The organism is Microlunatus capsulatus (genome assembly GCF_017876495.1).
GTDB lineage: Bacteria > Actinomycetota > Actinomycetes > Propionibacteriales > Propionibacteriaceae > Microlunatus > Microlunatus capsulatus.
The window spans coordinates 4,140,897-4,163,600 of record NZ_JAGIOB010000001.1 but is presented as its reverse complement, the minus strand read 5'-3'; the positions used below and the strand labels follow the sequence as shown (position 1 = coordinate 4,163,600).

Sequence of the window (22,704 nt, the reverse complement as noted above, 5' to 3'; positions counted from 1 at the left end):
AGGCCGCCGTCCCCGGTCACGTGCTGGTCTCGCTTCAGCCGAGGAGCCCCGTGCGACCTCCGGCCGGTCTACGGTCCTCCGGTCAGGTCAACGGCTCACAGGAAGCACCACACCCATGTCATCTCTCACCCGGACCGGTCCGGCCCGACTGGACCAGCCCCTCTACGACGCCTCGCCGCGGCAGGCCTTCGTCCGGTTCTGGAAGAAGTACGCCACCTTCAGCGGGCGGGCCAGCCGCAGCGAGTTCTGGTGGTGGTACCTCATCTCGGTGGTGGTCTCGATCATCCTCGGCGTCATCAGCGTCGCCGTGGTCGGCGTCGACACGACCGTCCCCGCGCCGGGCGCCGACGCCCAGCAGTACGCCGTGGACTCGATGCTCCGCTCGCTGAAGACCTCGGCGGCCTCCTCGGTCTGGTCGCTGCTGACCTTCGTGGGCCTGCTCGCGCTGAGCGCGCGCCGGCTGCACGACACCGGCCGCTCCGGGTGGTGGTACCTGATCATCCTGGTCCCGGTCGTCGGGATCGTCGTCCTCATCGTGTTCTGGGCCTCGGCGCCGCGGCCCGAGGGCCAGCGCTACGACCGGGCCTGACCCATCGTCGGGCGGCCCCCTGCCGACGGGGCCGCCCGCTCCGGCGGCGAGCGCTAGCGGGTGGCGGAGGTGAGCGTCAGCTCCTGCGACCGGATCGTCGCCAGCCGCTGCACCTCGGTCCGGAGCGCGTCCACGGGGACGACGCCGGCCTCGCTGAACCACCCCACGTCGACGGTCCCGGCCCGCGAGCGCCAGGTCCCCACCACGACCCCGCCCCGGACGACGAGGCTGTGGCCCTGCGAGACCAGGCTCCGACGGCCGGGCGCGACCAGCCGGGCGTCGGCCGTGCCGGGTCCGAGGACCCAGGGATCGAAGGCCGGCAGGAGCCGGACGACGTCGGAGGGCCGGGCCGCGCGCACGGCCTCGCGGTCGGCCCGCAGCAGGACGGCCGCGTCCTCGTCGCCGTCGACGACGTCGGTCACGACGTCGTCGCCCAGGTCGGCCAGCCAGCGCTGGAGCCGACGGCGCGGGACCCCGAGCCCCTCGGTGAGCCAGTAGTGCAGGTTGGTCGCCGTCGCCGGGCCGTAGCCGGCCAGGTAGCGGGTGACCAGCTCGCGCCCGGCGTCGTCGACGTCCGGCCGGCCGGGCCAGGCCGGGTCACCGCGGAGCAGCCGGAAGGTCGAGCGGCCCTCCCGCGGCGGGCCGAAGCAGATGTCGCCCCACCAGTGCAGCGGCTTGTAGAGGCTGTCGGCGCCCTGCCCGGTGGCCGCGCCGCTGAGGTGCGCCAGCGGGGTCCCGGCGAGGCGGGCGGAGATCTCGTCCCGGGTGAGGGGGCCGTCGGCCAGCGCCGCGCAGACCTCCTCCCGCAGCGGCTCCCAGTCCTCGAGGGCGAAACCGCCCTGCTGCTGCCAGCGCCGCGTCTCCCAGACCCGGGTGATGGTGCGGACGGCGAGCACCAGCGCCGCGACCTCCGGGGTGAAGGCGTAGCTCCCGCCGCGGAAGGCGTAGCTGCGCACCAGCTCCCCCGCGTCGAGCGCGCGCTCCAGGCCGCCCGGGTCGGGCACCGCCTGCCGGACGGAGACGGCGAGGTCGGCGGCGTCGGCGGGCCAGCCGCGGACGGCCAGCACCCGGTCGACCACCTCGACGGCCGTCGACGCCGGGCCGGAGGGGTCGAGGGCGTGCCGACCCAGGCGCCAGGCCAGCGCGCCCGTCGCTGCGGGGACCATGCCGTCACCGTAGCGGCGCTGCTGACCACCGTCCTGCGGCGCGGGCTCGTCGCCCGAGCAGCCGGGGCGCAGCCTCCCCCGCACGCTGGCGCAGGCTGCCCCCCGACCTGAGCGCCGGCGATGGTAGCGCAACCGGACGTCGCCCAGCCTCTGGGCCGCCACTCAACCGCCCTCACACGTGGCAGGGGAAGCGCTCGCCGTCGCGCCGTCGGTGCCGGCCCGGTCCCCGCACGACGGCGCACGACGGCGCACGACCGGCGCTACCGTGCCGACCATGGTCACCGGCCCCGACACCGACGAACGCCGAGCGCTCCTGCACTTCCTCGCCGCGAACCGCCGGTCAGCCCTGCAGGTCGTCGACGGCCTCTCCGAGGCGGACGCCCGGCGGAGCGTCGTCCCCAGCGGCTGGACACCGTTCGACCTGCTCGTGCACCTCGGGGGCGTCGAACGGCACTGGTTCCTGCTGGTGCTCGACGGCGACACGACCGACGCGCCCGCCTCCCCGGGAGAGGTGTCGACGCTGGTGGGGGCCGCGGTGTCCTACCGCGCGGAGTGCGAGCGCTCCGACCAGATCCTCACCCGGTTCGCCCTGGACGACCCGTTGACGGTCCAGCCCGAGCAGCTCGTCGGGGAGGTGACCACGGTCCGGGGCGTGCTGCTGCACGTGATCGAGGAGATCGCCCGGCACGTCGGCCACCTGGACCTGGCCCGCGAGCTCCTCGACGGGCTGACCGGGCTGGGACCGCGGTGACCGGGGGCCGGTCGCGGTCCGGGCGGTGACGGGTCCGTCGCCGCAGGTCCGGCGGAGACCCGCTCCTCCTGGTGATCCACCGGTGGCCACGTTCCGCTGGTCCTGGCGCCCGTCTGCCGGCCGGCTCGGAGCGCCGCCCGCACGACGGCTGCCGGAGGTCGCCGTCCCGGGCTGACGGTCGATGATGGGCTCGTGACCTCGCTCTTCACGACCTGGCTGCACCACGTCAGGGCCCGGGCGCGCCCGACGCCGGCGAGGTCGTCCCGTTCGACGGAGGACGGACCGGTCGCGGGACGCGGAGACGGGGGGCCACGTCCTCTCGAGGAGCTGCTGCGGCCGCGCCCTCAGCTCATCGTCCACGTGTCCCCGCTGGCCATCGCCCAGGCCCTGTGGGACTACGGCGAGGACGCGCTCTGGGAACGTGCGCTCGGGATGACCGACGACGAGCACGCGGACGTCCGGCGGATCTGCGCCTGGTACGAGGACCCCCGCTACCCGTTGCCCCTGGTGGGCCAGCGCGTCACCCACCACCACGTGAACGCCTTCGCCGCGATCACGCTGTTCGAGGGGGACGTGCGCGCGCTCGCGCGGTCGAGACGACGACCGCAGAAGGGCCGACCGGACGCCCTGCGGGACTGACGCCCAGCGGTCGCCCGACCGCGGCGCTCTCCCCTCTCCTGCGGCGGTCGCCGCTAGAGCGGCTGGTGCTCGGGCCGGTCAGCCCCGTGGAAGACCGTCTTGTAGCTGTTCACGATGTGGCCGATGTCGAGGGCGCGCCGGCCGCGGCGCGACAGCCGCGCGGCCAGGACGGTCGCCGTCGGGCCGAGGGAGAGCAGGAAGAGGTCGACGGGGATCGCCAGGAGCCGCCGCTCCAGGGCGTCCACGTCGGCGTACGCGTCCACGGGCGGCGCCGTCTCGCGGACGACCGAGGCGGCGCTGCCGAAGAGCTCCGGGATCAGGTCGAACCGTGACCCCGTGCCGGTGACGACGCACACGGATTGGTCGGCCCACACCGCGCGCCAGAGGTCGACGCCCCGGCCCCGCAGGCGCCGGAAGTAGACCGGCCGGGTGACGTGGGTGTTCCCGTACCGGAGGTCGTCCCGGGTGATCAACCGCAGCTCCGGCCAGAGGCTCCCCCAGACACCGGACCAGTAGGACCCGGTGAACGGGAGCGGGAACCCCAGCAGGAGCGTGGCCGGGTCCAGGTCGTCCAGCGTCCAGATGCCGCGCAGCTCGGCCATCAGCTGCGGGGACGAGCGTTGCAGGTAGAGGTCGTAGCCCGGTCTCATCATGGCGCCGAGCTCGCCGTCCCCGAAGCGGGCCAGGCTCGTGCCGGTGCTGACCAGCTGGGTGACGGTCTCGTCGAGGCCGAGCTGGTGGGCTCGGCAGAAGCGGACCACGTCGTCGTTGGAGAGCCGGCAGATCACGTCCGCCGCCCGGCGTGGGCTGCGTCCGCCCGGGCCGAAGACCCACTCCCGGCCCCGGGCCCGGAGCCCTGCCGGACTGGGGAGCCGTCGGGGTACACCGGTCACGCCACACCTCCAGGAGCACGCCGATCACGCATGACGTGCTCGAGCCGTGGTCGCCCGGCCAGGACGCCGGTCCGGTCGGACGGGGCGGGAACGCCCTGCACGGTGGGGGTGGACGTGCTGGCCCACGGATACCAGCGCTGGTCCGAGCCGGTCAAGGTCGAGAAGTGCGCCCTTGACCGGCGCGTTCACGTGTGGGCGAGAGCTGGGCTCCCCTCAGCCCCTCAAGGAGTCCGCCGCCTAGCTCCTGGAGAGCTCCTGCGCCGGGGCGAGCGCGCGGTCGAGCAGGTCCGAGACCTCGGCGAGCACGTCGTCGACGGGACGCTCGGCGAGCGTGGACAGGAACGGCTCGGCCTTGACCGGCCCGTCGTAGCCGAGCTCGACGAGGACGTCCACGAAGCCGGACAGGTCGATGACCCCGGTCGTGCCGGGCAGCCGGCGGTCCTGGTCCTGCTGCTCGTCGCGCTCCCGGTCGTCGCGCGCGTCGTTCAGGTCGACCGAGATGATGTCGGACGCGGTCAGCGCCCGCAGGTCCGCCGGGGTCTCGCCCGCGGTGTACCAGTGGTAGGTGTCGAGGATGACGCCGACGTTGCCGGCACCGGCGTCGGCGATCAGCTCGCGCAGCTCGGCCAGGGTGTGGACGAAGGGGAACCGCTCGGTGGACCAGAACGTCTTCGGCCCGACGTACTCCAGCCCGAGGCGGATCCCGGCGTCGTCGAGGACGCCGGCGACCAGCGCGAGGCGCCCGACGTGGAGGCGCCAGTTGCGCCGGTAGGTCAGCGCGTCGTCCATCGGCTTGACCCAGGTGCCGACGGCGCCCACCCCGGCCGCGGCCAGGATCTCCGCCACCTGCGGCAGCGCCGCCAGCTGCTCGGCGAAGACCGCCGGCGCCGCCGTCAGCGACACGGGGAGGCCGCCGATGCCCCACCGCAGGCCGCGGCTCGTGAGGTCGTCGGCGAGCTCCTGCACCTGCGTCCGGCTGCGCAGCCCGCGGAGGTGGCCGACGTCGGGGTCCACCCCGCCGAACCCGTGCCGGGCCGCGAGCTCGAGAGCGGTCGGGAGGTCGCGCGGGTGGCCGAGGGCGCCGAGAGCGAGGTCGGTGAACATGGTCGGGACTCTAGCGACGCCGCCCCCGCCGTCAGGCGGCGGTCCTCCGACCTCGACCCCGACCCCGGGGGTGCTCCTGGGTGCAGCGCCCTCCGCCTCGCCGGCCAGCTGGGCCAGGTTCACGTCGCAGCCGTGGCCACCGCCCGCGGGTCGGTTACTGCGTGCGTCCCGTGCGAGGGTTGCCGCTGCTCGCGCCGCTGACCGGCCCGACGTCACCCGACGAGGACGAGCCGGCTCCGGCTGCAGCGCGGGCCGCGCGGCTCAGGAGGGCTCGGACCCGCCACCCTCCTGGTGCTCCCGCCCCCGCTGCTGCTCCCGGTAGGCACGGCGCTGCGCCTCGGCGCGCTCGCGCACCTTCCGCAGGAAGGCCTCGTCCGCCTCCGGCGTGCTCGCGGCGGCGCGGCCGGGCCGGTCGTACTCGGGGTACGCGGGCGCCGCGCGCTCGAGATGACCCGTTCGCGGCGCCCCGACCGGTCGGCCGGCCACCAGCCACGCGATCGAGCCCACCAGCGGGAACAGGAGGACGACGAGCAGCCAGACCAGCTTGGGGAGGTGGCGGACCGCTCCGTCGTCGCTCCTGACCACCTCGAGCAGGCTGAACAGCCAGAGCACGAAGACGAGCAGCCCGAGAACCAGTTCGACGCGGATCACGAGGTGCAGTGTGCAGCAGTTCACCCCTGCCGTCGACGGTGGTGGCGAACGGCGACCTGCACGCGGCCGACCTCGACGAGGCGAGGCCGTTCTGCACCGGTACCTGGGGTTGAGCGAGGAGGGGTTCAACCGGGGGTGGGTGGCGCGGTACGCCTCCCCGCAGGGCGGGACCAGGATCCAGCTGGTGACCCGCGACGCCACGGCCCCTGTGAACCCTGTGCTCTCGGTCCGGGTCGACGACATCGACGCTGCCCACGCTCGAGCGCGGGAGCGTGGCTACGAGATCGTCCATCCGCTCACCACCGAGGAGTGGGGCGTGACCCGCTTCTTCGTCCGGGCTCCCGACGGCAACCTCCTCGACGTGGTGCAGCACCGCGACTGACCCGGGCTGCGTCGTGTGAGCTCGACGGCGCCGCGCTGTGCACGTCCCGCACCGCAGCCGGGGCGGCACGGAGGACCACCGGCGATCCGTGCCGCAGACGGTCGACTCCTGCCTGAGGGGCGGCCGACGCACGCCTGCACGGACCCGTCAACGAGGCCGCGCGTAGCAGTACCTGGCGTAGGCGATGGTGCCTCGGAGGACCGGTGGCTTCGTGGCGTAGTTCACGTAGGTCTGCGGGTTCGCCTCGACCGCCGCCTGGACCTGCTGAGCGTCCTCCACCACTCCCTGCGTCCACCTCGCCCAGCCGTGCACCTGTTGCAGAGAGCCCGGCAGTGCCCACGTGACCTGCAGGTGCTCGATCGCCTGGGTCGCGTACTTCGCCGCGCCCTCCCCGCTCGGGTCGGGGGTCTGCTCGGGAGCAGCAGCGTTCAACAAGGTGTCGCAGGCCGCCGACTTGATCTGCTCGCGGGTCTCGGCGCGGACGTCGGCCAGGAAGTCAGGTCTGGAGTCGGGCGGCGTGACCAGCGCCGCCGTCTCGTCGGCCAAGGTCGGGATCTGCAGGTCTGCCGCCGCGGCTCCGCTCTGCACCTCGGCACCGGCTGCTCGCTCGAGCACACCGTCGACGACCGCCAGCTGTTGCTGCCGGACCTGCCGCTGAGCAGGGTCCAGCTTCGCCGGGTTCAGGTCGCGCAGAGCCCGGCTGCCGTCGTCGACCTCTCGGGTAGAGCTCGACCGCTCGACAGCCTTCGCGGCCTTGAGGGCCTCGTCCAGCGCGCCCGCGGGGCAGCCCGCTGCGGTCAGGAGGATCATCAGCGCCACGCACGGCAGGAGGACCACCCGGCGTCTCATCCGGCCAGACCTACCGCACCCCGCCGGGCCCGTCAACGGTCAGACCCCGCCGAGGTCTACCGCAGCACGGTGAAGAGCTCGTGCACCGCGGGGCGCCGGAGCTGCTGGCCTGCCCCACCCGACGAGTTCCTCGCCCCCGCTGAGACCGCTCAGCGCCTCGGAGGGGCGTCCGGGACGGTGCGAGAGCGCCCATGGCCGCTCCGGCTCGCGCGCGTCCCGCTCGAGGGCCGGAGACCAGTGCGCTCCGCCCAGGGTCGACAACGGGGGGTGCGAGATCGGTCGGACCTGGGCTGGCACACCGCTCTCGGACCCTCACCGCTCGGACGTGGGAGGACGTGCCGAGATGGCGAGCGCAGCCCGGCAGGCAGCAACTCCTGCCAGCGAGATGTCGTCCCGCCGTCGCGGGAGCCAGTCCTCCCGGCTGAGCTGCCAACGCTGGAGCACCGCCGCCGACCCCTGCCGGGTGGCCCAGGTGGTCCCGTTGGCCACGTAACCCGTCGACTGGGAGATCCGGTTGGAGCCGGCGTTGTCGGTGAAGGCCTCGCTCTCCGCCCGGTCCGCACCCAGGCCCTCGAAGGCGAGGTGGAGGACGGCGGCTCGCATCTCTCGACCCAACCCGCGCCCGCGGGCCGACCGAGCCAGCCAGGAGAACGAGGTGGCCGAGCGGAAGACGTCGAAACGCTGACCGATCAGGTCCTGCATCCCCACCGCACGGCCGTCGTGCACCACGACGAACGAGAGCCGCCACAGGTCAGCGCTGACGCTGCCCCGGCCCCGCCAGACGCCCTGCAGCCACCGCTGGACGCGCCGCTCGGGATCCACCTCGTACAGCGACATCGGGTCGTCGAACGGAGGCGGCTCGGCGACCGCCTCGCCCGCGCGCACCAGGGGAGCGAGCTCGGCCAGCAGGTCGTCGGTGGCGCCCCTCAGGGACAGGAGCGGCGTCGTGATCTCGACCGCCAACGGCGGATACATGTGCACGGCTGCAACCTAGGTCCTCGCCCGCGGCCCGGCGACGACCGGTGCTCGGCGGCGGCGGACGGCCCGCACCCCTCGCGGCTGGCACCCCTCCCCCGGCCGCGACCCGGTGCGCGGTCCTCAGGTCGCTCCGGCCCGCCCCAGGTCCAGGCCGGCCGGTGCGTGCGCACCCCACGCGGGCTGGCTCACGGAGCTGCGGTCTGCTGGTGGGAGAAGGAGATCCACACATCGGGCGGCAGGTCGGGTCGGCCGGGGACGGCACGTCGTTCTTCCGTCCAGGCGTCGCCCGACGTCGCGCTCGCGACGCGGCGCCAGAACTGGACGGCGGCGGCGTTGTCGGCCTGGAAGGCGACCTCCCAGGGACCGGGGTGATTCGCGAGGACCTGGAGGACGGCACGCGACCCGGTCCCGGTGCGGCGCGCTCCGCGGACGACAAAGAAGCCGTTGAGGACCCGGACCGGCTGGTCGAGCGCCCGGACGAGGGCCAGGCCGACGGGTCGGTCGTCGGCCCAGACGAGGTAGGCAGCCCACGCGGGATCCTCGACGGCGGCCCGGAGCCTGTCGCTGCGGAAGCTGCCGTCGGGTCCGGGCAGGACACCGCGGAACTCCGAGAGGTCGTGGCGGAACATCAGCCACAACCGCTCGAGGATCCCCATCTCGTGGGGTCCTGCCCGCCGGACGGCCACCTCGAGCTGGGACATGCAGGCACCGTATGCCGACGCGCCCGCTACGTCGCGGTCCCGCCCAGCCATGGCTGCTGCCCGATCTCCTCGCGGAGCAACGCACGGGGGAGGTGGAGCCGCGGTATCCGTTGTCCTCGCCGATCTCGGCGGGCACGAGCAAGCCCTCGGCGTAGCAGGAGCGCAAGGGGGCGAACCGTTGACACGTGACCAAAAGGTCACCTATTGTCCCGGGTGTGGATGCCGACGACCTCGTGTTCAGGGCTCTGGCAGACCCCGTCCGCCGACTGCTCCTGGACGCGCTCTACCAGCGGGACGGCCGCTCGCTGGGTGAGCTCGAGGCCGCCGTCAACCAGCACGTGGAGATGACCCGCTTCGGCGTGGCCAAGCACCTGCGCCTGCTCGAGCAGGCCGACCTCGTCATCACCCGCAAGCACGGCCGGGCGAAGCTGCACCACCTGAACCCGGTCCCCATCCAGCAGATCCACCAGCGCTGGATCGGCAAGTACACCGAGCGGGCCGGCGTCTCCGCCCTCCTGCTCGACCTCAAGCAGCACCTCGAGACACCGAACGCTCTCGAGGCACCGACGACCACGGAGGACGACCCGACATGAGCGAGAACCTGGTCCAGATCTACAGCATCTACATCAACGCCCCGGCCCAGCGGATCTGGGACGCCATCACCCGGTCCGAGCACACCAACCGCTGGGGCTACGGCGGCGACGTCGAGCTCGACCCCCGCCCGGGTGGGGTCTTCAACAACCTGACCACCGCCGAGATGAAGCAGATGGGCATGGGCGACGTCGCCATCGAGGGCACCGTCCTCGAGATCGACCCGCCGCACCGGCTGGTGCTCAGCTGGAAGGCGGCGTGGTACCCCGACTCCGAGCCCACGCGCGTGAGCTGGGAGCTGACGGAGTACCCGAGCGGGCTGACCCGCGTGGTGCTGACCCACGACGTCACGGCGGCGCCCCAGCTGGCGGCCGAGATCGCCGGCGGTGGCGACCCGCAGCAGGGCGGCGGCGGCTGGCTGTGGTCGCTGTCCGGGCTCAAGACCCTCGTCGAGACCGGCGCGCCGATGGATCAGCCGGCGGCCTGAGCCCGGGAAGCGGGTGGACTCGGCTACGAGCCAGACCTGCACGGGTTGCGAGGTGGACAGCAGGGACAGGACGCGCCTCTCGGCGGGTCCTGACCCTGCTGGCCCCGTCGCTGTGCGCACGAGTTGCGCCGCTGCACCCGGTGGCGAGCGAAGATCAGCCCGCGCGTGCTGCTTCCTCTGTCCTTCGAGAGCAGGTCCGTGCGCATGAGCGGTGGCGCCAGCGGTCGGCCGAAGTCACCGACCTGCAGAAGGGGCTCGCCGCAGCCCTCACCGTCGGGGGGCACCGACGACTCCGGAGGCGTCCCGCATGACGCCCCCTGATCGGGAAGATCACCGGGCGGGTCCAACGGGACATGCTGGAGAACCCGCGCGACTGCCTGCTCTGCTTGAAGGCTGCGAAGCTCGGGCGGGTTCCGCAGGCCGGAGACCCTTGCTGTCGGCAACGTACGGCCTCAAGTCAGAGCCAACCAGGAGGAGAGGATGACGGGCAGTCCGAAGGGCCCCGCTACCAAGCGGCAGCTACAGGCCATCGAGGAGATGACCCTCAAGGTTGGCGAGAAGTACCAGCCCCGCTCCTACACCGGGATGGAAGCCAGTCTGGAGATCCGGCGTCTCGATAGCCGAATCGAGAGCCTGATGGATGACGGCACGCTCCCGCCACCCACCTGGGAGGAGGCAGCGAACGCCTACATCCCGGAACCTTGGGAACTGACCGAGGACGAGAAGCGGAAGTACCGATGCCGGGTGCAGGAGGTCTGGGACGAGGCAATGGGCTCCGGACCTCAGACGCAGTAGCTGAAGAGGCTCGCGCACGTGGCGCGCTGGGCAGGATGCACGTCCCTGTCCGGGCCTGCGCCTGCGTGCCTCGCAGATCGGACGGCCTGGTCACGGCGGTGCGACGTATGGCTGCACGGTCCCGCACGAGCTTCGGCTGATGCGCGTCTCGCACGGGGGGTCGTCCACTGACGTGCCCCGCACGAGGGTTGGTCACTGACGTGCTCCGCACGAGGGTCGGCCTACGGCGTGCCGGCCCCGGCCGATGGACGAGCATCAACAGGAAGCGCGCGGTAGATGCGCCACGCCGTAAGTGCATGAGCGCGTGATCCCTTTGGGTGTTGGTGGTGCCAGTCTCTGATGAAGGCGTTGAGTTCAAACTGGCTGCCAATCTGGGGCGCTGGTCGCGATCGAGTGGCGTGCCAGTGAGTAATCGCGTCGCCGAGGGTCCGACCTGTCCCATCGGAGATGAAGTCGCGCATGGCGGCGTCGAAAGAGAACGAGGGCCCGAGGACGGCGGTGAAGTAGCGGCGCAGCTGCTGGGTGCAGCGCTGCCCGGCCTGGATAGTCGTGGCGGCGGTGAGTGGTTCAGGTAACGCGGGCGGCGCGGGTCGGCGACGTGGGGCCGGCGGGGGCGGACTGCCGTGATCGAGATGAGCGACGAGCCGTGCCGTGAGCTCGTGCTTGCCTCCGTGAGCCGGAACCCTGAGCGATCGAGCCAGAGCCGCAAGTTCGCTGCGGAGCCAGTACCACCGCAGGAGCTCGGGTCCCGTCAGGTGCTCGTCGAGGGTTGGGCGCGACTCCGTCATGTCCAGAATCGTGACACCTCTGACTGACATTTCTGACGCTCTTGCACCACTCGCAGCAGCCACGCCGCTTCCCGCAGCTGGTCAGCCGTTGAGGTGCTCCGCACGAGGGTCGTCCACTGACGTGCTCCGCACGAGGGTCGTCCACTGACGTGCTCCGCATGAGGGTCGGCTACTGCGCGATACCAGCATGGTGGTGTCCTTCGCCCCGATACGCGAAGCGTCCCCGGTCCGCTGAGGCCTCGCTCATACTGCTTCCGTAACCGGAACTAGTAGCCGTGACCGTAGCGGGCTCCGTCTGGCCCTCGCTGTAGCCAACGGCCTGATGCTCGCGCATTCATCGGTGGCCTGCTCTCCGCTGCCTTCGGCGGAGGTGTCGGCGTCGCTCTTGTCCTGGCGGCTTTGCTAGCTGCACTAGCTGTTGCCTTCAGCTACCGCACAGGTAAGGGGCTGGACGGGAGCCGACGTTACTGGCTGCTGACGACCGTCGCTGCTGCCGTTTGCCTGGCCGTTGGTCTTCTCCTTCGGAACAAGCCAGATCCGCTCTTGGTCTGACTTCCCTTCCTCGCTGCCTCCACAGTTCTCGCCGCGGTCTGCCTCGCGATCACTGAGGTGCTTCGTCGTCGCACCAGCTGAGCGCAAGCGGTCCCGCACGAGGGTCGGCTACTGACGTGCTTCGCACGAGGGTCGCCCACTGACCTGCCCCGCACGAAGGTTCTTCGAGGTTATGTCTTGCTCTGCAAGACTACTGCAGGGTACCTTGCTCTGCATGGCATCGGTCGAACGCAGCAGCCTCGTCCTTCGGGGAGTGCTCGACCTCTGCCTGCTAGCCCTTCTGACTGACCGCGCGGTCTACGGGTACGAGCTGAGCGAGCGCCTCGGCGCCTTCGGGCTACCAGTGGCGCCGGGCTCGGTTTACCCGTTGCTCGCCCGTCTCGAGCGTCAGGGACTGGTGAAGACCGAGCTGCGCCCCTCCGAGCGGGGACCGGCACGCAAGTACTACGCCCTCACCGCCGAGGGCCGACGAGTTCTTGTTGAAGGTCACCTCGAGTGGGAGTCAATCACCGCAGCGGTCGACCGCGTCCTCTGCCAGTCCCCGCCCTCCCCCAACTTGGGTTCATAGCCCCTACCCGGTCAGGAGACCACGCATGGCCACTGTGGAACAGGCGCCGCCGCGCACCGTCAACGACCAGGCGCTGCGGCCACTGTTGCGCCGAGCCAGGCGCACATGGCGCAGAGCCGGTGTCCTCGCAGGCGACCGCGGCCGCCTCAGCGACGAGCTGCACGCCGAGCTGGTCGCCGCAGCCGATGCCGGTCAACAGCCCTCAACCGTCCTCGGCGACGACCCGACAACGACGTTGCGGCAATGGGCCCACGAGCAGCAGGCGTCCGGGCGGGCCCTCCGAATCGGGTTGCTGACCCCACTCACTCTGGTCAGTGTGCTGGTCGGTTCTGCAGTGATCATCACCGACCAAACGGTCCAAACCGTCGTCCCCGGCGCACCATTCATCACCAGCACCGCCATCTGGCTGGCCGTCGTCATCAACTCAACCATCGTCTCCTGGCTGCTCGCCCCACTGGCCTGCTGGGCAGCACTCCACCGTGGAGGCGACCCCCGTGCGGCGTCCACCGCGCGCTGGCTGTTCGCCCTGCTGCCCGTCGGCGCGATCACAGCGCTAGTCCTCGACATCATCATCGCCACCATCTCCGACACCGAGGGACCCTTCATCCAAGTCATGGCCATCACCACCGCCGCAGCCTTCGCAGCGACGCCAGTCTTGGCCCGTCACCTGGCCACCCGCTACACCATCCGTCGGCAGACACGATGACCGCGCCTGAGCCGATACTGACCTCGACTCTCGCGATCGCAGGCGTGTCGACCACCGGATGCCCGCGCGAGGTGCGTTCGAGCGTGTGCAGATGAGCGGGAGAACGGGTTTACTCGAAGTTGAGGTTGAGGTATTGCGTCTGGTTGCTCAGACTGCAGACTCACAGCCGGTCCGCACACACCTTCTCCTGCACGCTCTCGACCGGGCTGGGCTCATCGGCCCACGCGCAGCACTAACCATGGTGCAGGACCTCATCGCCCCCTGGCGCCGACATCTTCCCCTTCTCACCGGCCACGGAAATTGGGGCAGCCAAGCCGGCGACCCGCCTGCTGGCTGGGACTACACCGAGATCAGCCTCAGCCCTTACGGAGAGCTAGCGATCGCCGCCGAGAATGGCTTGCTAGGTCCTGTCCCTTTGGGTCTGGTCGATGGCAGCTGGTACCGCGGCGGGCTGCAACCGCCCTATCTGCCCCAAGCCATGCTCGGAGCCCTGCGGGACCGTGACCCAGTGAATTTGGCACCGGCCCCACCAACCGGCGGAAGGGTGTCGGGCGACCTCAACGGGCTAGCGGCCGGCCGGCTCGTCCAAGTGACCCTGTCCTCGACAGTGCACACGGAACGGATGCAACAAAAGCCGATGCGACCGCCGCCAGCCCCTTCGTCCACTGAAGGCGGTTGGCACCTCAGCACCGGGCCTCATCCTGACCCAGGCGGTGACCGCGTCATCATCACCGAGACCCCCTACGGTGTCGCCATCAACGACCTCGTCAACGAACTCGCCGGACGGACTCAACCCCACGACGGTGAATCGTCGATGCCTCGTCGCTACCTCTCTGGCGAGCCGCACCTCGCACTAAGGCCGGCGGCACCTGTCATCGACGTACGAGACGAGTCCGACCGCAGCGGAGTCCGTGTACTCGCCCTACTCCGGCCCGACGCCGACCCTGAAGAGGCCCACGCGTGGCTGCTGGCCGCCACCTCAGCCCGACGCACTCTTGACGCCCTCCTCCCGGCACCCCTAGCCACCCTCATCGCGAGCTGGGATGCCGGCGACAGCACCGGCCTGAAAGCCCTCACCGCCCTCGTCACCTAGCCATCCGAACCCACCGAGGCGCCGGTCAACCCCTCCCACCGACGCTCAGCAAGGTCTCGCACGAGGCTCGGCCACTGCATGCGTCCCTAGAGCTTCCGCCTCGAAGTCCACCCAAGCTGTCCCGGTCGCCGATCGCTGGTTACCGTGAGGCTGTGAACCTCGCCCGGGCGTGACCTCGCAACCTCGAGCGTCCTTGCGCGCACTACCTCCAGCGCCACCAGGAGAACTATGTCCGCCACCCCTCTCACGATCCGTCCCTACCAGCCCGCTGACGAGCGCGAATGGCTGCTCTGCCGGCTGCTGTCGTTCTTCGACACCTGCTACTACGACGACGTTCACACCGTCCGCACCAGCTTCGAGTTGCCCGCCATCCGCCTTGTCGCCGACCTGAACGGCCAAGTCGTCGGCCTCATCGACATCGAGATCGACGACAGCGCCGCCACCATCGACTCCATCGCCGTGCACCCTGACCATCAACGTGGGGGCATCGCATCACGCTTGCTGGCCGCCGCAATCGACGAACTGCCCGATCACGTGACCACCCTGGACGCGTGGACCCGGGAAGACCATGCCGCCCTCAACTGGTACCAGCTGCAGGGCTTCCGCGAGGCGTACCGCTACCTCCACGTCTACAAGGACGGCGACAGCACCGATGCCGGCTTCACAGCACCGCCGCCGCTAACGCCGCCGGTGCTCGCGTTCTCCCACGCGAGCATCGAGCACGAGACCGAGCTCCGCTCCCAGTTCGACCGCGTATACGTCTGCAGACAGTTCCTGCGCGAGGTGTCCCGGTAGGCCGTCGTCCACTGACGTGCTCCGCATGAGGGTCGGCTACTGCGCGATACCAGCATGGTGGTGTCCTTCGCCCCGATACGCGAAGCGTCCCCGGTCCGCTGAGGCCTCGCTCATACTGCTTCCGTAACCGGAACTAGTAGCCGTGACCGTAGCGGGCTCCGTCTGGCCCTCGCTGTAGCCAATGGCCTGATGCTCGGCGCATTCATCGGTGGCCTGCTCTCCGCTGCCTTCGGCGGAGGTGTCGGCGTCGCTCTTGTCCTGGCGGCTTTGCTAGCTGCACTAGCTGTTGCCTTCAGCTACCGCACAGGTAGGGGGCTGGACGGGAGCCGACGTTACTGGCTGCTGACGACCGTCGCTGCTGCCGTTTGCCTGGCCGTTGGTCTTCTCCTTCGGAACAAGCCAGATCCGCTCTTGGTCTGGCTTCCCTTCCTCGCTGCCTCCACAGTTCTCGCCGCGGTCTGCCTCGCGATCACTGAGGTGCTTCGTCGTCGCACCAGCTGAGCGCAAGCGGTCCCGCACGAGGGTCGGTCACTGACGTGCCCCGCACGAGGGTCGTCCACTGACGTGCTCCGCACGAGGGTCGTCCACTGACGTGCTCCGCACGAGGGTCGACCACTGACGTGCCCCGCACGAGGCTTGGTTACTAGGGCTGGGTGGTCGCGGACCAAGCGTCAACCGCCAAGCGCAGTTGCTCCATCGACTCCGGGCCCCCGTGTCCTTCGGATTCAACGATCATCAGCCGGCTGGCCGGCCACTGTTGGTGGAGCTGCCAGGGTGTAATCGCGGGTCCGCTGACGTCGTGCCGTCCGTGGATGAGCACGGCCGGGATGTGTCCGATCTCGCTGACCCGTCGGCGGATGGCGGCGTCACCGCTGAGGAAGGCGTCATTGGCCCAGTAGTGGGTCACGAGCGTGGCGAACGTCTCCCGCTGCACGGGGTCGGGGCGTCGCTGGTCGGGGGTCCAGAGCGGATCGAGCGAGATGTGCGTGCTCTCCCACTCGTCCCAGTCGAGAGCGGCCTGCGCTCGATCTGCCGGGTCAGCCCCGGCCAGCCTGCGCGCGTACGCCTCCACGACCCGCTCACCGCCGCGACGGCCGGATGCCCGATCGAACCGGTCCCAGGCCTCCGGAAAGATCCGCCCCACGCCTTCGGTGATCCACTGCGTCTCTTCCCGGCTGGTGGTGGTCACGGCCACGAGCGCTAACTGCGTAACCCTCGCCGGAACCGCCAACGCGTACGCGAGTGCCAGCGTCGACCCCCACGACACTCCCGTCACCAGCCAGGAGTCGACCTGCAGATGCTGCCGGACTGCCTCAAGGTCGCGGATCAGTCGTTGAGTGGTGTTGAGGTGCAACCGGTCGAGTGCCTCGATGGCCCGGGGGCGACTGCGCCCGCAGCCCCGCTGGTCGATGCCGATGATGAGGTGTCTTTCCGGGTCGAAGTTGCGCCGGTAGCCCCCGCGTCCCAGGCCGCTACCGGGTCCGCCGTGCAGGTGAAGGACAGGCTTGCCGTCTGGGTTGCCCGAGGTCTCCCAGTAGATCTGGTCACCGTCGTCAACCGTCAGCAGTCCCGAGGCATACGGCTCGATCCGGGGATGCGGCATTCCCGGAACCTATCGCCCTGGACCCAACCGACGGCAGGGTTGTCGTCACAGCAGAGGCGCGGCTAATTCCGGCGTCTGCACCGGATGTGGGTACTTCGGTGCGTCGCGCACGAGGGTCGACCACTGACCTGCTGCGCACGAGAGTCGGCTTGCGCGCATGCCCCGCGATGCCGCCGAGGCGCCTCAGCCTGGAGCTGTCTGCCTAGATCGAGAAGCGCCGTTTCGTCCGCGCGGACGAGCTGGGGCCCGTAGCGTCCTCCTGTGAAGTCACCGGGAATGACGCCCCGACAGCGCCGATGGGTAGTCGCCCGCCTGGCGGGCTTCGGCCTGCTGACCACTATCAGCCTGACCGGATGCGTCGCAGCGAGCGTTGAAACGCCGGAAGCGGCACCGTCCCCAAGTTCGAAGCGCGCTCAGCAGCAGACACCCGCCTCCACGACAGTGTCACCCCCTGCCTCTCCCAAACCGAGCACAAAGAAGAAGGCTGACCCTCGGAGAGCGGCGAGTCCTGGCAGCAGCGCCGTCTTCAAGCACTTCAAGGTGGCGGTAAGCCAGGTCGACCGACTTTCAAGCACTCAGGTTGCGGTACTAGCAACCGTGTGCGTCCGAAGCTTGCCGCCGAACCCGCAGGGAGATCGGACGCGCATCAGTTGGGATCCGTGGTCGGTGCGAGCCGGCGACAGCACCCTTGATGCGCAGCTTGGCGCCGCGACGCCCCGGAAGTTGTTCCCGAAGACCGACACGTATGCGGTGGGAGACTGCGCTTCGGGATGGATCCCCTTCCGAAGTAGGAGTGACATCGGCGAGGTCACTTATGAGAACGGGGTCGGCGATAAGGCCGTTTGGGACGCAGACAGGCTTGCTCAACAACCCTCAACGAGTAGAAGCGACCAGGCTAGTAGTCGCGAGTCAACCGAGGCAGCGACGATCGGTGAGGGCACCTTCATCGTTAACGACGACATCCGACCTGGTCGCTACAAGGCGCGAGCGTCGGATGGCAGCAGTTGTTACTGGGCTCGACTCAAAGACGACACCGGCGAAGCTGACAGCATCATCGCCAACAACATCACGGAAGGATCCGCGGTGGTAACCATCAGTAAGTCTGACGGCGCGTTCGAGACCAACGGCTGCACGCCCTGGGTCCGCCAGTGAAAGCCCCCTGAGCATCTGCCCGGTACGGTGCCAGCGTCGGTCGATGCCAGCGCGGCTCACTGAGGGGGTGGCCAACGCGTACGTCCCGCACGAGGGTCGGATACTGCCGTGCGTCTGGCACGAGGGTCGCCCACTGACGTGAACCGCACTGATCAGTCTCGGAGCCCTAGGGAGCTAGAGGTCCTCGTCCTCCTCGTCCTCCCACCACGGATCTTCACCCCCGAGCACGATGGGGTCACCAAGAGACGTATCAGGCGACTGCACCGAGTTTATGAAGACTGCTTGCCGTCGAGCCACCAGCTCGGGGTCGGCCGACCGTGTGAACAGACCATGCTCGTCGGACTCGTAGCCCAGCTCGCTTAGCAGCGCCCGAGTCTCGGCTTCGGTCAGCGCCAAGATGGCAGCGAGGCGATCGACGTCCCAGCGCTTGCTGTGCTTGTCGACCCAGAACATGAGTGCCGACCCCGTGATGCCTCGTTTGCGAAACTGACGAGCGAGGTAGCGGATGCGAGCCTTTGGTAGAGCCATGAGGGGCTTGCGGAGAATGTAGAGCGCGACGGCGCCGTAGACGCCCTTCAGGTGTTCGGCGTACTCCAGGTTGCGCTCAGAGAACAGGAAGTCGATGAGCTCATAGACCTCGTGCGCGCCGCCGCCCGCTGCCCCACGATCCACATAGATGACCATGTTGGTGATGTCGCCGGGGATCAACCCAGCCTCTGAGGCTCGGACCAGCTCCGACCACCGCAACTGCTGGTCGCCGCCGAAAGTCAGAAGGCCATCTGCGTCCAGTCCGAACATCGTCATGCGAGTCGTGAGCACACGTCCGGCGTCTTCGTCGGCAGGCATGGAGAGGTCGGCTGGAGTCAAGATTGGCCTTACGTCGGCGAAGCCCCACAAGCCTGTCCCGTGGTCGAGGACCTCACTGACCCATACGTCGGGGTCGCTGATCGTCTTGTGCTGAGGATCGGTCGGGCCCATCATGTCGGTGCTGCCGGCTCCGATCCTGCTGCCGTCCGACATGCGCGGGTGAAGTGTGATCGTGGTCGAAGGAGCCATGCTCGGAGCCTGCCAGAGGACCGAGGCTCAGATCGAGCGACTGCCGTGCCCTTCGGCGAGCGACTACGCGCTCTGGGAGGGTCGTCCACTGACGTGCCCCGCACGAGGGTCGGCCACTGACGTGCTCCTCACGAGTGTCGGCTGCTGCATGCGTAGGCGCGACGGGTCGGTTGCTGCTTGCTTGGCGTCCGAGGTTGGCCACTGCAGGCGTCCCCGCAGAGGGCTGGCGCCGTCAGAGTAGGACGAACGCTCTAGCGAAGGACCCTGCCACCGAGGCGACCTCACGAGCATTCGTCCAACGCCGTGCCGTTCGTCCTTCATCCCCTTCGACGATGACCGCCGCGACCTCGCGGACCCCTTCGACGGCGAGTCCGATGGACACGAGCATCTGCTTGCGTAACCAGTCGACGGGAAAGTTTTCCGAGAATGGAAGGGCGTGGGTCAGGACGATGTCGCCGTCCTCGTCAACACTCCAGCCGGGCAAGCCATGAGTGTCTGCGTTGCCTAACAGCAGTTCGACCGCGTCCATGTTCTCGAAGTCGGTCGGCACGATGACGCAGAGCCGTGATGCCGATATGTCTGAGCGCCGATTCTCGTCCGCCCACTCGGTCTGTTCAATGACGAAGACGTTGACTCCGTCGACCCGGAGTTGGTAGTAAGGGCTGCCGTCTGGAGCGGCGAGACGTTCAAGCGGTACTTGATGGATTGGGTAGGGCCAGCCCAGCGTGGCGTCGAAAATATCGTCAAGGATGAGCGTCTTCCGCAGCACGGTCCGACGCTAACAGCCGGCACCCCCGACGGGCCAGGAAGTGCGCAACTGCGCTTCCACATCCGGTGATACCCAAGTATGCCTGCTGCTGAAGTATGCCCCCTGAGGTCGGTACGGGTCTCTGATCGATGATCAAGCGCGTCAAGATGCTCGAGGCTAGTCACCTAGCGGGCCTCCGAGGCCTCGGTAGTGGAACTGCCGCCCTAGACTGTGCCGGCGATACCGTGACGGTCTGTCAGCCTTGGTTCTGGTATGGCTCGTTACCGAGAAGGTGTAGGTGGTGGCGACACCTGAACCACAGATTGGTTATGCGGGAGCATCGATAAGTGCCGAGCCATCCGAGAGGTCGAACGATCACGTCAACTCGGCGGCTTGCACCAGTCGGGTTTCCGGGGCCGCTAATAAGGAGACGCCGGTACCAGCCAAGGTAGCCGTCTAAGACGAGCGCCTCAGCCGGTGCGCCGGCCGAGTCGCGGCCGCGCATCGTTGGCATTGGGGACTGATCCTGCGGCGGCCACAACGGCGGTGCCGCATGGAGCCAGCTATGGAATTTGCCCGAGCCAGGCTGTTCCCAAACCTCCTGCCACTCACGATCATGTAGGCGGCCGGAGTAGGGGTGGAACAGGGAACCTCTGGGAGGCGTCTTGGGCTGCCCAGAGACGTTGGCGAGGTCGGGTGCATCCTTCAGTCCAGGTGTGAACTCCTGACCCCAAGCGAGGATGTCGGCTAGGCGAGGTCCCCACCAACGCTGGACGGTTGCTAGCACAGCATCGTCAGTCGGCCGGCCGAGCTGGTCCCATCGGGCAAGACCTCTCATTGGAAACGCCCAGCCGAGACCATATGTGGTGAGCTGTAGCAGCGGCGCCCACCATGCAATGAGCTGGTCGGAGCGCTTCGCCTTATGAGGGTCGGGCGGCGGTGTGTGCCGCCCATCTGGATCAGCTGCTGCCGCCCAAGCCAGCGGCAACCACCGGACCCACGGACCCTTATCACCAGTAGCGCGATCTGACCAAGCGCCCGAGTGCCACGAGTCCATGACGGGATTCTAGGGGTGCTGATCGCCCACCGCCCGTAGCGAGGCGCTGGCTAGCGCGGCCCTCGAATGGCTCCTACCCGCCCGCGCTTCAGCAGCCCTCTCTCAGCTACCGCCGCTAACCGAGACCAGGTCAGCCACAGCCTGCCTTTCCCCTGACGGGCGACTACGCGACTCCAGCGACTCTTCCACAGCCGGGTCTTGATCGTTGGTGTAGGTGATCAGCCAGATACCCAAGAGCAACAGGCCAACCAAGGTCGGCCACTGCGTGCCTCACAAGACGGTCGGCTACTGCCGTGCGTCCCGCACGACGGTCGGTCACTGACGTGGTCCGTACGGGGTCGGCCACTGCACTTGTCCTCGAATTAACCGGATCCTGTCAGAGTCTCTGACATCTGCTGCATCCCCCAGGAGGACCTCACCGGTGACCCATGAGTCAGCACCCGTGTTCGGGCAGGATTCGGCTGAGGCATCTTGGCTAACCACTCGGCTCACGGGCCGATGGGGTCACGTGACCGGAGTAGTCCCGGCGGGCTTCGAGGCATACGCACGAGTCCTCCACCCGGTCGAGCAAGAGGATCAACCGTCCACCTCCTGGGCTGCAGTAGCGGAGGCGGCGGGCACGCAGATCCACGCACTTGCTCAATGGCACCTCCTGGCACCCCGAAGAGGAAGCACGAGGCCATGGTGGCGCACCTCCGGCCCCGACATAGGCAACCTTGACCCCGAGGCGCTGGCGGATCTGGTGACGGTGTTGCGCCGGCACACCACCACGGCCGCAGAATGCTGGTTTTGCCTTTGGTCGGGCTACGGCTGGATCCACGGTAGTCCCTCAGCGGTCTTGCTCCAGTTCGACGAGTCCGCCGGACTGTCGGAATCGGAGCCCGTCCCACCCGCCTTCCCTGACGACGTCCTGGCCGCTGACCAACTCGTACGCCTGGCTGCCCGCGAGTACCTGCTGGGCCGCGGACCGCTTGAGGCCGCCACTCGCGTTGGTGACCAGATCACCCCGGACTGGTTCGAGCCGCAGTCACCGAATATCTTCTGGCCGACCGACCGATCCTGGTGCGTGGCCACAGAAATCGACTTCGACTCCACCCTTGTCGGTGGCTCCGAGCAGCTCGTGACCGAACTCGTCACTCACGAACGGCTCGAGGCCTTCCGCATCCAGCCACAAGACTCACTCCAGGACAACGCGGACCACGTCAACTAAGCATCTGCGTGCCGTCCTGAGGTCGCTGCAGCGCGCACACAGGTTGCAGTCGGCGCGACGGCCTGGCGTCCCGCACGAGGGTCGCCCACCGACGTGCCCCGCACGAGAGTCGGCCACTGACGTGCCCCGCACGAGGGTCGGCCACTGCCGTGCCCCGCACGAGGGTCGGTCACTGACGTGCTCCGCACGAGGGTCGTCCACTGACGTGCCCCGCACGAGGGGCGCCCACTGACGTGCCCCGCACGAGGGTCGTCCACCGACGTGCTCCGCACGAGGATTGACTGCGCGCGTTTGCGTCCTAGACCTGGACGTGACGCCTCAGGGCGTCCAGGGTCGTGTCGGGGGACGTGTTGAAGCAGAAGGTGACTCCCGGGGCCTCCGAGTTGCAGACGTTGATGATTCGCTCGAAGAGTTTGGTGTAATCGGGGATGATCCTGATCCCACCACCGATCATCACGAGGCCAAAGTTCTCCGCGTTGAAGGCTTCGCGGATCTGAATCTCTGCTTCGTCCGGCGCGGTGCCGATGAGGCAGTTGGCGGCGTCGAACCCGGCGGCTCTGGTGGCGCTGAAGCCTGCTTCGATCAGTGCCGTCATGGTGGCTTCGTCGAGGCCGGGGGGCAGTTTGCTGTAGTCGAGGGCTTTGGCCTCGATCCCGATCATGAGGATTTTCGTCATGTTGTTGGCTTCCGCTCCTGGTGCGAGAGTTTGTTGGTCAAGCGTTGGTCCGATGATGCTGCGGCCGTGCGGTCAGACCTGGCAGATCGTCGTGGCGACGAGTGGTGGTGGTGGTGGCGGCCTT

25 protein-coding genes are annotated in these 22,704 nt (G+C 69.1%); 13 read left to right on the top strand and 12 right to left on the bottom strand.

All coding sequences use genetic code 11. The features are described 5' to 3' along the window. Positions 1-115: 115 nt before the first annotated feature. Positions 116-589 carry a DUF805 domain-containing protein gene (locus tag JOF54_RS19335; protein WP_210058861.1) on the top strand — a complete coding sequence of 158 codons (474 nt, stop codon included), beginning with the start codon at positions 116-118 and terminating at the stop codon, positions 587-589. 53 nt (positions 590-642) lie between these two features. On the opposite strand, the gene JOF54_RS19330 is transcribed toward JOF54_RS19335, so the two are convergent. Then, on the bottom strand, positions 643-1,755 hold the full coding sequence (locus JOF54_RS19330; RefSeq protein ID WP_210058859.1) for a DNA glycosylase AlkZ-like family protein: 1,113 nt from the start codon (positions 1,753-1,755) through the stop codon (positions 643-645). A gap of 274 nt (positions 1,756-2,029) precedes the next feature. Here JOF54_RS19330 and JOF54_RS19325 point away from each other — a divergent pair, with 274 nt between their 5' ends. Then, on the top strand, positions 2,030-2,506 hold the full coding sequence (locus JOF54_RS19325) for a DinB family protein (protein ID WP_210058858.1): 477 nt from the start codon (positions 2,030-2,032) through the stop codon (positions 2,504-2,506). A gap of 360 nt (positions 2,507-2,866) precedes the next feature. Next, positions 2,867-3,145, top strand: coding sequence for a hypothetical protein (locus tag JOF54_RS19320; RefSeq protein ID WP_210058855.1), 279 nt, complete (start codon positions 2,867-2,869; stop codon positions 3,143-3,145). A gap of 53 nt (positions 3,146-3,198) precedes the next feature. On the opposite strand, the gene JOF54_RS19315 is transcribed toward JOF54_RS19320, so the two are convergent. The 3 genes from JOF54_RS19315 to JOF54_RS19305 all read right to left on the bottom strand — a co-directional run bounded on the left by JOF54_RS19315 (position 3,199) and on the right by JOF54_RS19305 (position 5,793). Beyond that, positions 3,199-3,933: a GT-D fold domain-containing glycosyltransferase gene (locus JOF54_RS19315; RefSeq protein ID WP_210058853.1), complete on the bottom strand. Its 735-nt coding sequence runs from the start codon at positions 3,931-3,933 to the stop codon at positions 3,199-3,201. 342 nt (positions 3,934-4,275) lie between these two features. Next, positions 4,276-5,142, bottom strand: coding sequence for a sugar phosphate isomerase/epimerase family protein (locus JOF54_RS19310; protein WP_210058845.1), 867 nt, complete (start codon positions 5,140-5,142; stop codon positions 4,276-4,278). A 261-nt stretch (positions 5,143-5,403) separates the two neighbouring features. Next, entirely contained in the window at positions 5,404-5,793 is a 390-nt protein-coding gene (locus tag JOF54_RS19305; RefSeq protein ID WP_307804393.1) for a PLDc N-terminal domain-containing protein, read from the bottom strand. A gap of 184 nt (positions 5,794-5,977) precedes the next feature. Between JOF54_RS19305 and JOF54_RS19300 the strand changes: the two genes are divergently transcribed. Further along, positions 5,978-6,175, top strand: a complete 198-nt coding sequence (locus JOF54_RS19300) for a VOC family protein (RefSeq protein WP_307804392.1) — start codon at positions 5,978-5,980, stop codon at positions 6,173-6,175. Between the two features lie 147 nt (positions 6,176-6,322). Here JOF54_RS19300 and JOF54_RS19295 read toward each other — a convergent pair whose 3' ends face one another. The 3 genes from JOF54_RS19295 to JOF54_RS19285 all read right to left on the bottom strand — a co-directional run bounded on the left by JOF54_RS19295 (position 6,323) and on the right by JOF54_RS19285 (position 8,703). After that, the gene (locus JOF54_RS19295) at positions 6,323-6,994 is read right to left on the bottom strand and encodes a hypothetical protein (RefSeq protein ID WP_210058840.1); all 672 of its coding nucleotides are present in this window, start codon (positions 6,992-6,994) and stop codon (positions 6,323-6,325) included. Between the two features lie 342 nt (positions 6,995-7,336). Continuing rightward, on the bottom strand, positions 7,337-7,999 hold the full coding sequence (locus JOF54_RS19290) for a GNAT family N-acetyltransferase (RefSeq protein WP_245361233.1): 663 nt from the start codon (positions 7,997-7,999) through the stop codon (positions 7,337-7,339). A 188-nt stretch (positions 8,000-8,187) separates the two neighbouring features. Continuing rightward, on the bottom strand, positions 8,188-8,703 hold the full coding sequence (locus JOF54_RS19285) for a GNAT family N-acetyltransferase (RefSeq protein ID WP_245358218.1): 516 nt from the start codon (positions 8,701-8,703) through the stop codon (positions 8,188-8,190). Positions 8,704-8,918: 215 nt separating this feature from the next. On the opposite strand from JOF54_RS19285, the gene JOF54_RS19280 reads away from it, so the two are divergent. The 3 genes from JOF54_RS19280 to JOF54_RS19270 all read left to right on the top strand — a co-directional run bounded on the left by JOF54_RS19280 (position 8,919) and on the right by JOF54_RS19270 (position 10,576). Then, complete coding sequence (locus JOF54_RS19280) at positions 8,919-9,296, top strand: ArsR/SmtB family transcription factor (RefSeq protein WP_307804391.1); 378 nt, start codon at positions 8,919-8,921, stop codon at positions 9,294-9,296. Beyond that, positions 9,293-9,781, top strand: coding sequence for an SRPBCC domain-containing protein (locus JOF54_RS19275; RefSeq protein WP_210058835.1), 489 nt, complete (start codon positions 9,293-9,295; stop codon positions 9,779-9,781). Before JOF54_RS19280 ends, JOF54_RS19275 begins: the two co-directional genes overlap by 4 nt. Before the next feature lie 480 nt (positions 9,782-10,261). Next, positions 10,262-10,576, top strand: a complete 315-nt coding sequence (locus JOF54_RS19270) for a hypothetical protein (RefSeq protein WP_210058825.1) — start codon at positions 10,262-10,264, stop codon at positions 10,574-10,576. 221 nt (positions 10,577-10,797) lie between these two features. Here the strand turns inward: JOF54_RS19270 and JOF54_RS22160 are convergent, their stop codons facing one another. Further along, positions 10,798-11,364 (bottom strand): DUF6434 domain-containing protein, encoded by a 567-nt coding sequence (locus JOF54_RS22160; RefSeq protein WP_372443499.1) that lies wholly within the window; start codon positions 11,362-11,364, stop codon positions 10,798-10,800. Positions 11,365-12,130: 766 nt separating this feature from the next. Between JOF54_RS22160 and JOF54_RS19265 the strand changes: the two genes are divergently transcribed. The 4 genes from JOF54_RS19265 to JOF54_RS19250 all read left to right on the top strand — a co-directional run bounded on the left by JOF54_RS19265 (position 12,131) and on the right by JOF54_RS19250 (position 15,078). After that, positions 12,131-12,484, top strand: coding sequence for a PadR family transcriptional regulator (locus JOF54_RS19265; protein ID WP_210058823.1), 354 nt, complete (start codon positions 12,131-12,133; stop codon positions 12,482-12,484). Between the two features lie 25 nt (positions 12,485-12,509). Then, a complete protein-coding gene (locus tag JOF54_RS19260; RefSeq protein WP_210058821.1) occupies positions 12,510-13,190 on the top strand; it encodes a hypothetical protein in 681 nt (226 codons plus the stop codon). A gap of 238 nt (positions 13,191-13,428) precedes the next feature. Next, positions 13,429-14,283 carry a hypothetical protein gene (locus JOF54_RS19255; protein WP_210058819.1) on the top strand — a complete coding sequence of 285 codons (855 nt, stop codon included), beginning with the start codon at positions 13,429-13,431 and terminating at the stop codon, positions 14,281-14,283. Between the two features lie 228 nt (positions 14,284-14,511). Next, complete coding sequence (locus JOF54_RS19250; protein ID WP_210058817.1) at positions 14,512-15,078, top strand: GNAT family N-acetyltransferase; 567 nt, start codon at positions 14,512-14,514, stop codon at positions 15,076-15,078. 643 nt (positions 15,079-15,721) lie between these two features. Here the strand turns inward: JOF54_RS19250 and pip are convergent. Next, complete coding sequence (pip, locus tag JOF54_RS19245; protein WP_210058815.1) at positions 15,722-16,681, bottom strand: prolyl aminopeptidase; 960 nt, start codon at positions 16,679-16,681, stop codon at positions 15,722-15,724. A gap of 261 nt (positions 16,682-16,942) precedes the next feature. Here pip and JOF54_RS19240 point away from each other — a divergent pair, with 261 nt between their 5' ends. Continuing rightward, positions 16,943-17,833 carry an Rv1352/Rv1906c domain-containing protein gene (locus JOF54_RS19240; protein WP_210058813.1) on the top strand — a complete coding sequence of 297 codons (891 nt, stop codon included), beginning with the start codon at positions 16,943-16,945 and terminating at the stop codon, positions 17,831-17,833. Positions 17,834-18,007: 174 nt separating this feature from the next. Here the strand turns inward: JOF54_RS19240 and JOF54_RS19235 are convergent, their stop codons facing one another. Together JOF54_RS19235 and JOF54_RS19230 are read right to left on the bottom strand one after the other, a co-directional pair. Next, the gene (locus tag JOF54_RS19235; RefSeq protein WP_210058811.1) at positions 18,008-18,889 is read right to left on the bottom strand and encodes a hypothetical protein; all 882 of its coding nucleotides are present in this window, start codon (positions 18,887-18,889) and stop codon (positions 18,008-18,010) included. Between the two features lie 232 nt (positions 18,890-19,121). Beyond that, a complete protein-coding gene (locus JOF54_RS19230) occupies positions 19,122-19,658 on the bottom strand; it encodes a hypothetical protein (protein WP_210058809.1) in 537 nt (178 codons plus the stop codon). Positions 19,659-21,532: 1,874 nt separating this feature from the next. Here JOF54_RS19230 and JOF54_RS19225 point away from each other — a divergent pair. Continuing rightward, positions 21,533-21,904, top strand: a complete 372-nt coding sequence (locus tag JOF54_RS19225) for a hypothetical protein (RefSeq protein ID WP_210058807.1) — start codon at positions 21,533-21,535, stop codon at positions 21,902-21,904. A 298-nt stretch (positions 21,905-22,202) separates the two neighbouring features. On the opposite strand, the gene JOF54_RS19220 is transcribed toward JOF54_RS19225, so the two are convergent. Then, positions 22,203-22,565, bottom strand: a complete 363-nt coding sequence (locus JOF54_RS19220) for a hypothetical protein (RefSeq protein ID WP_245358215.1) — start codon at positions 22,563-22,565, stop codon at positions 22,203-22,205. Between the last annotated feature and the right edge of the window lie 139 nt (positions 22,566-22,704).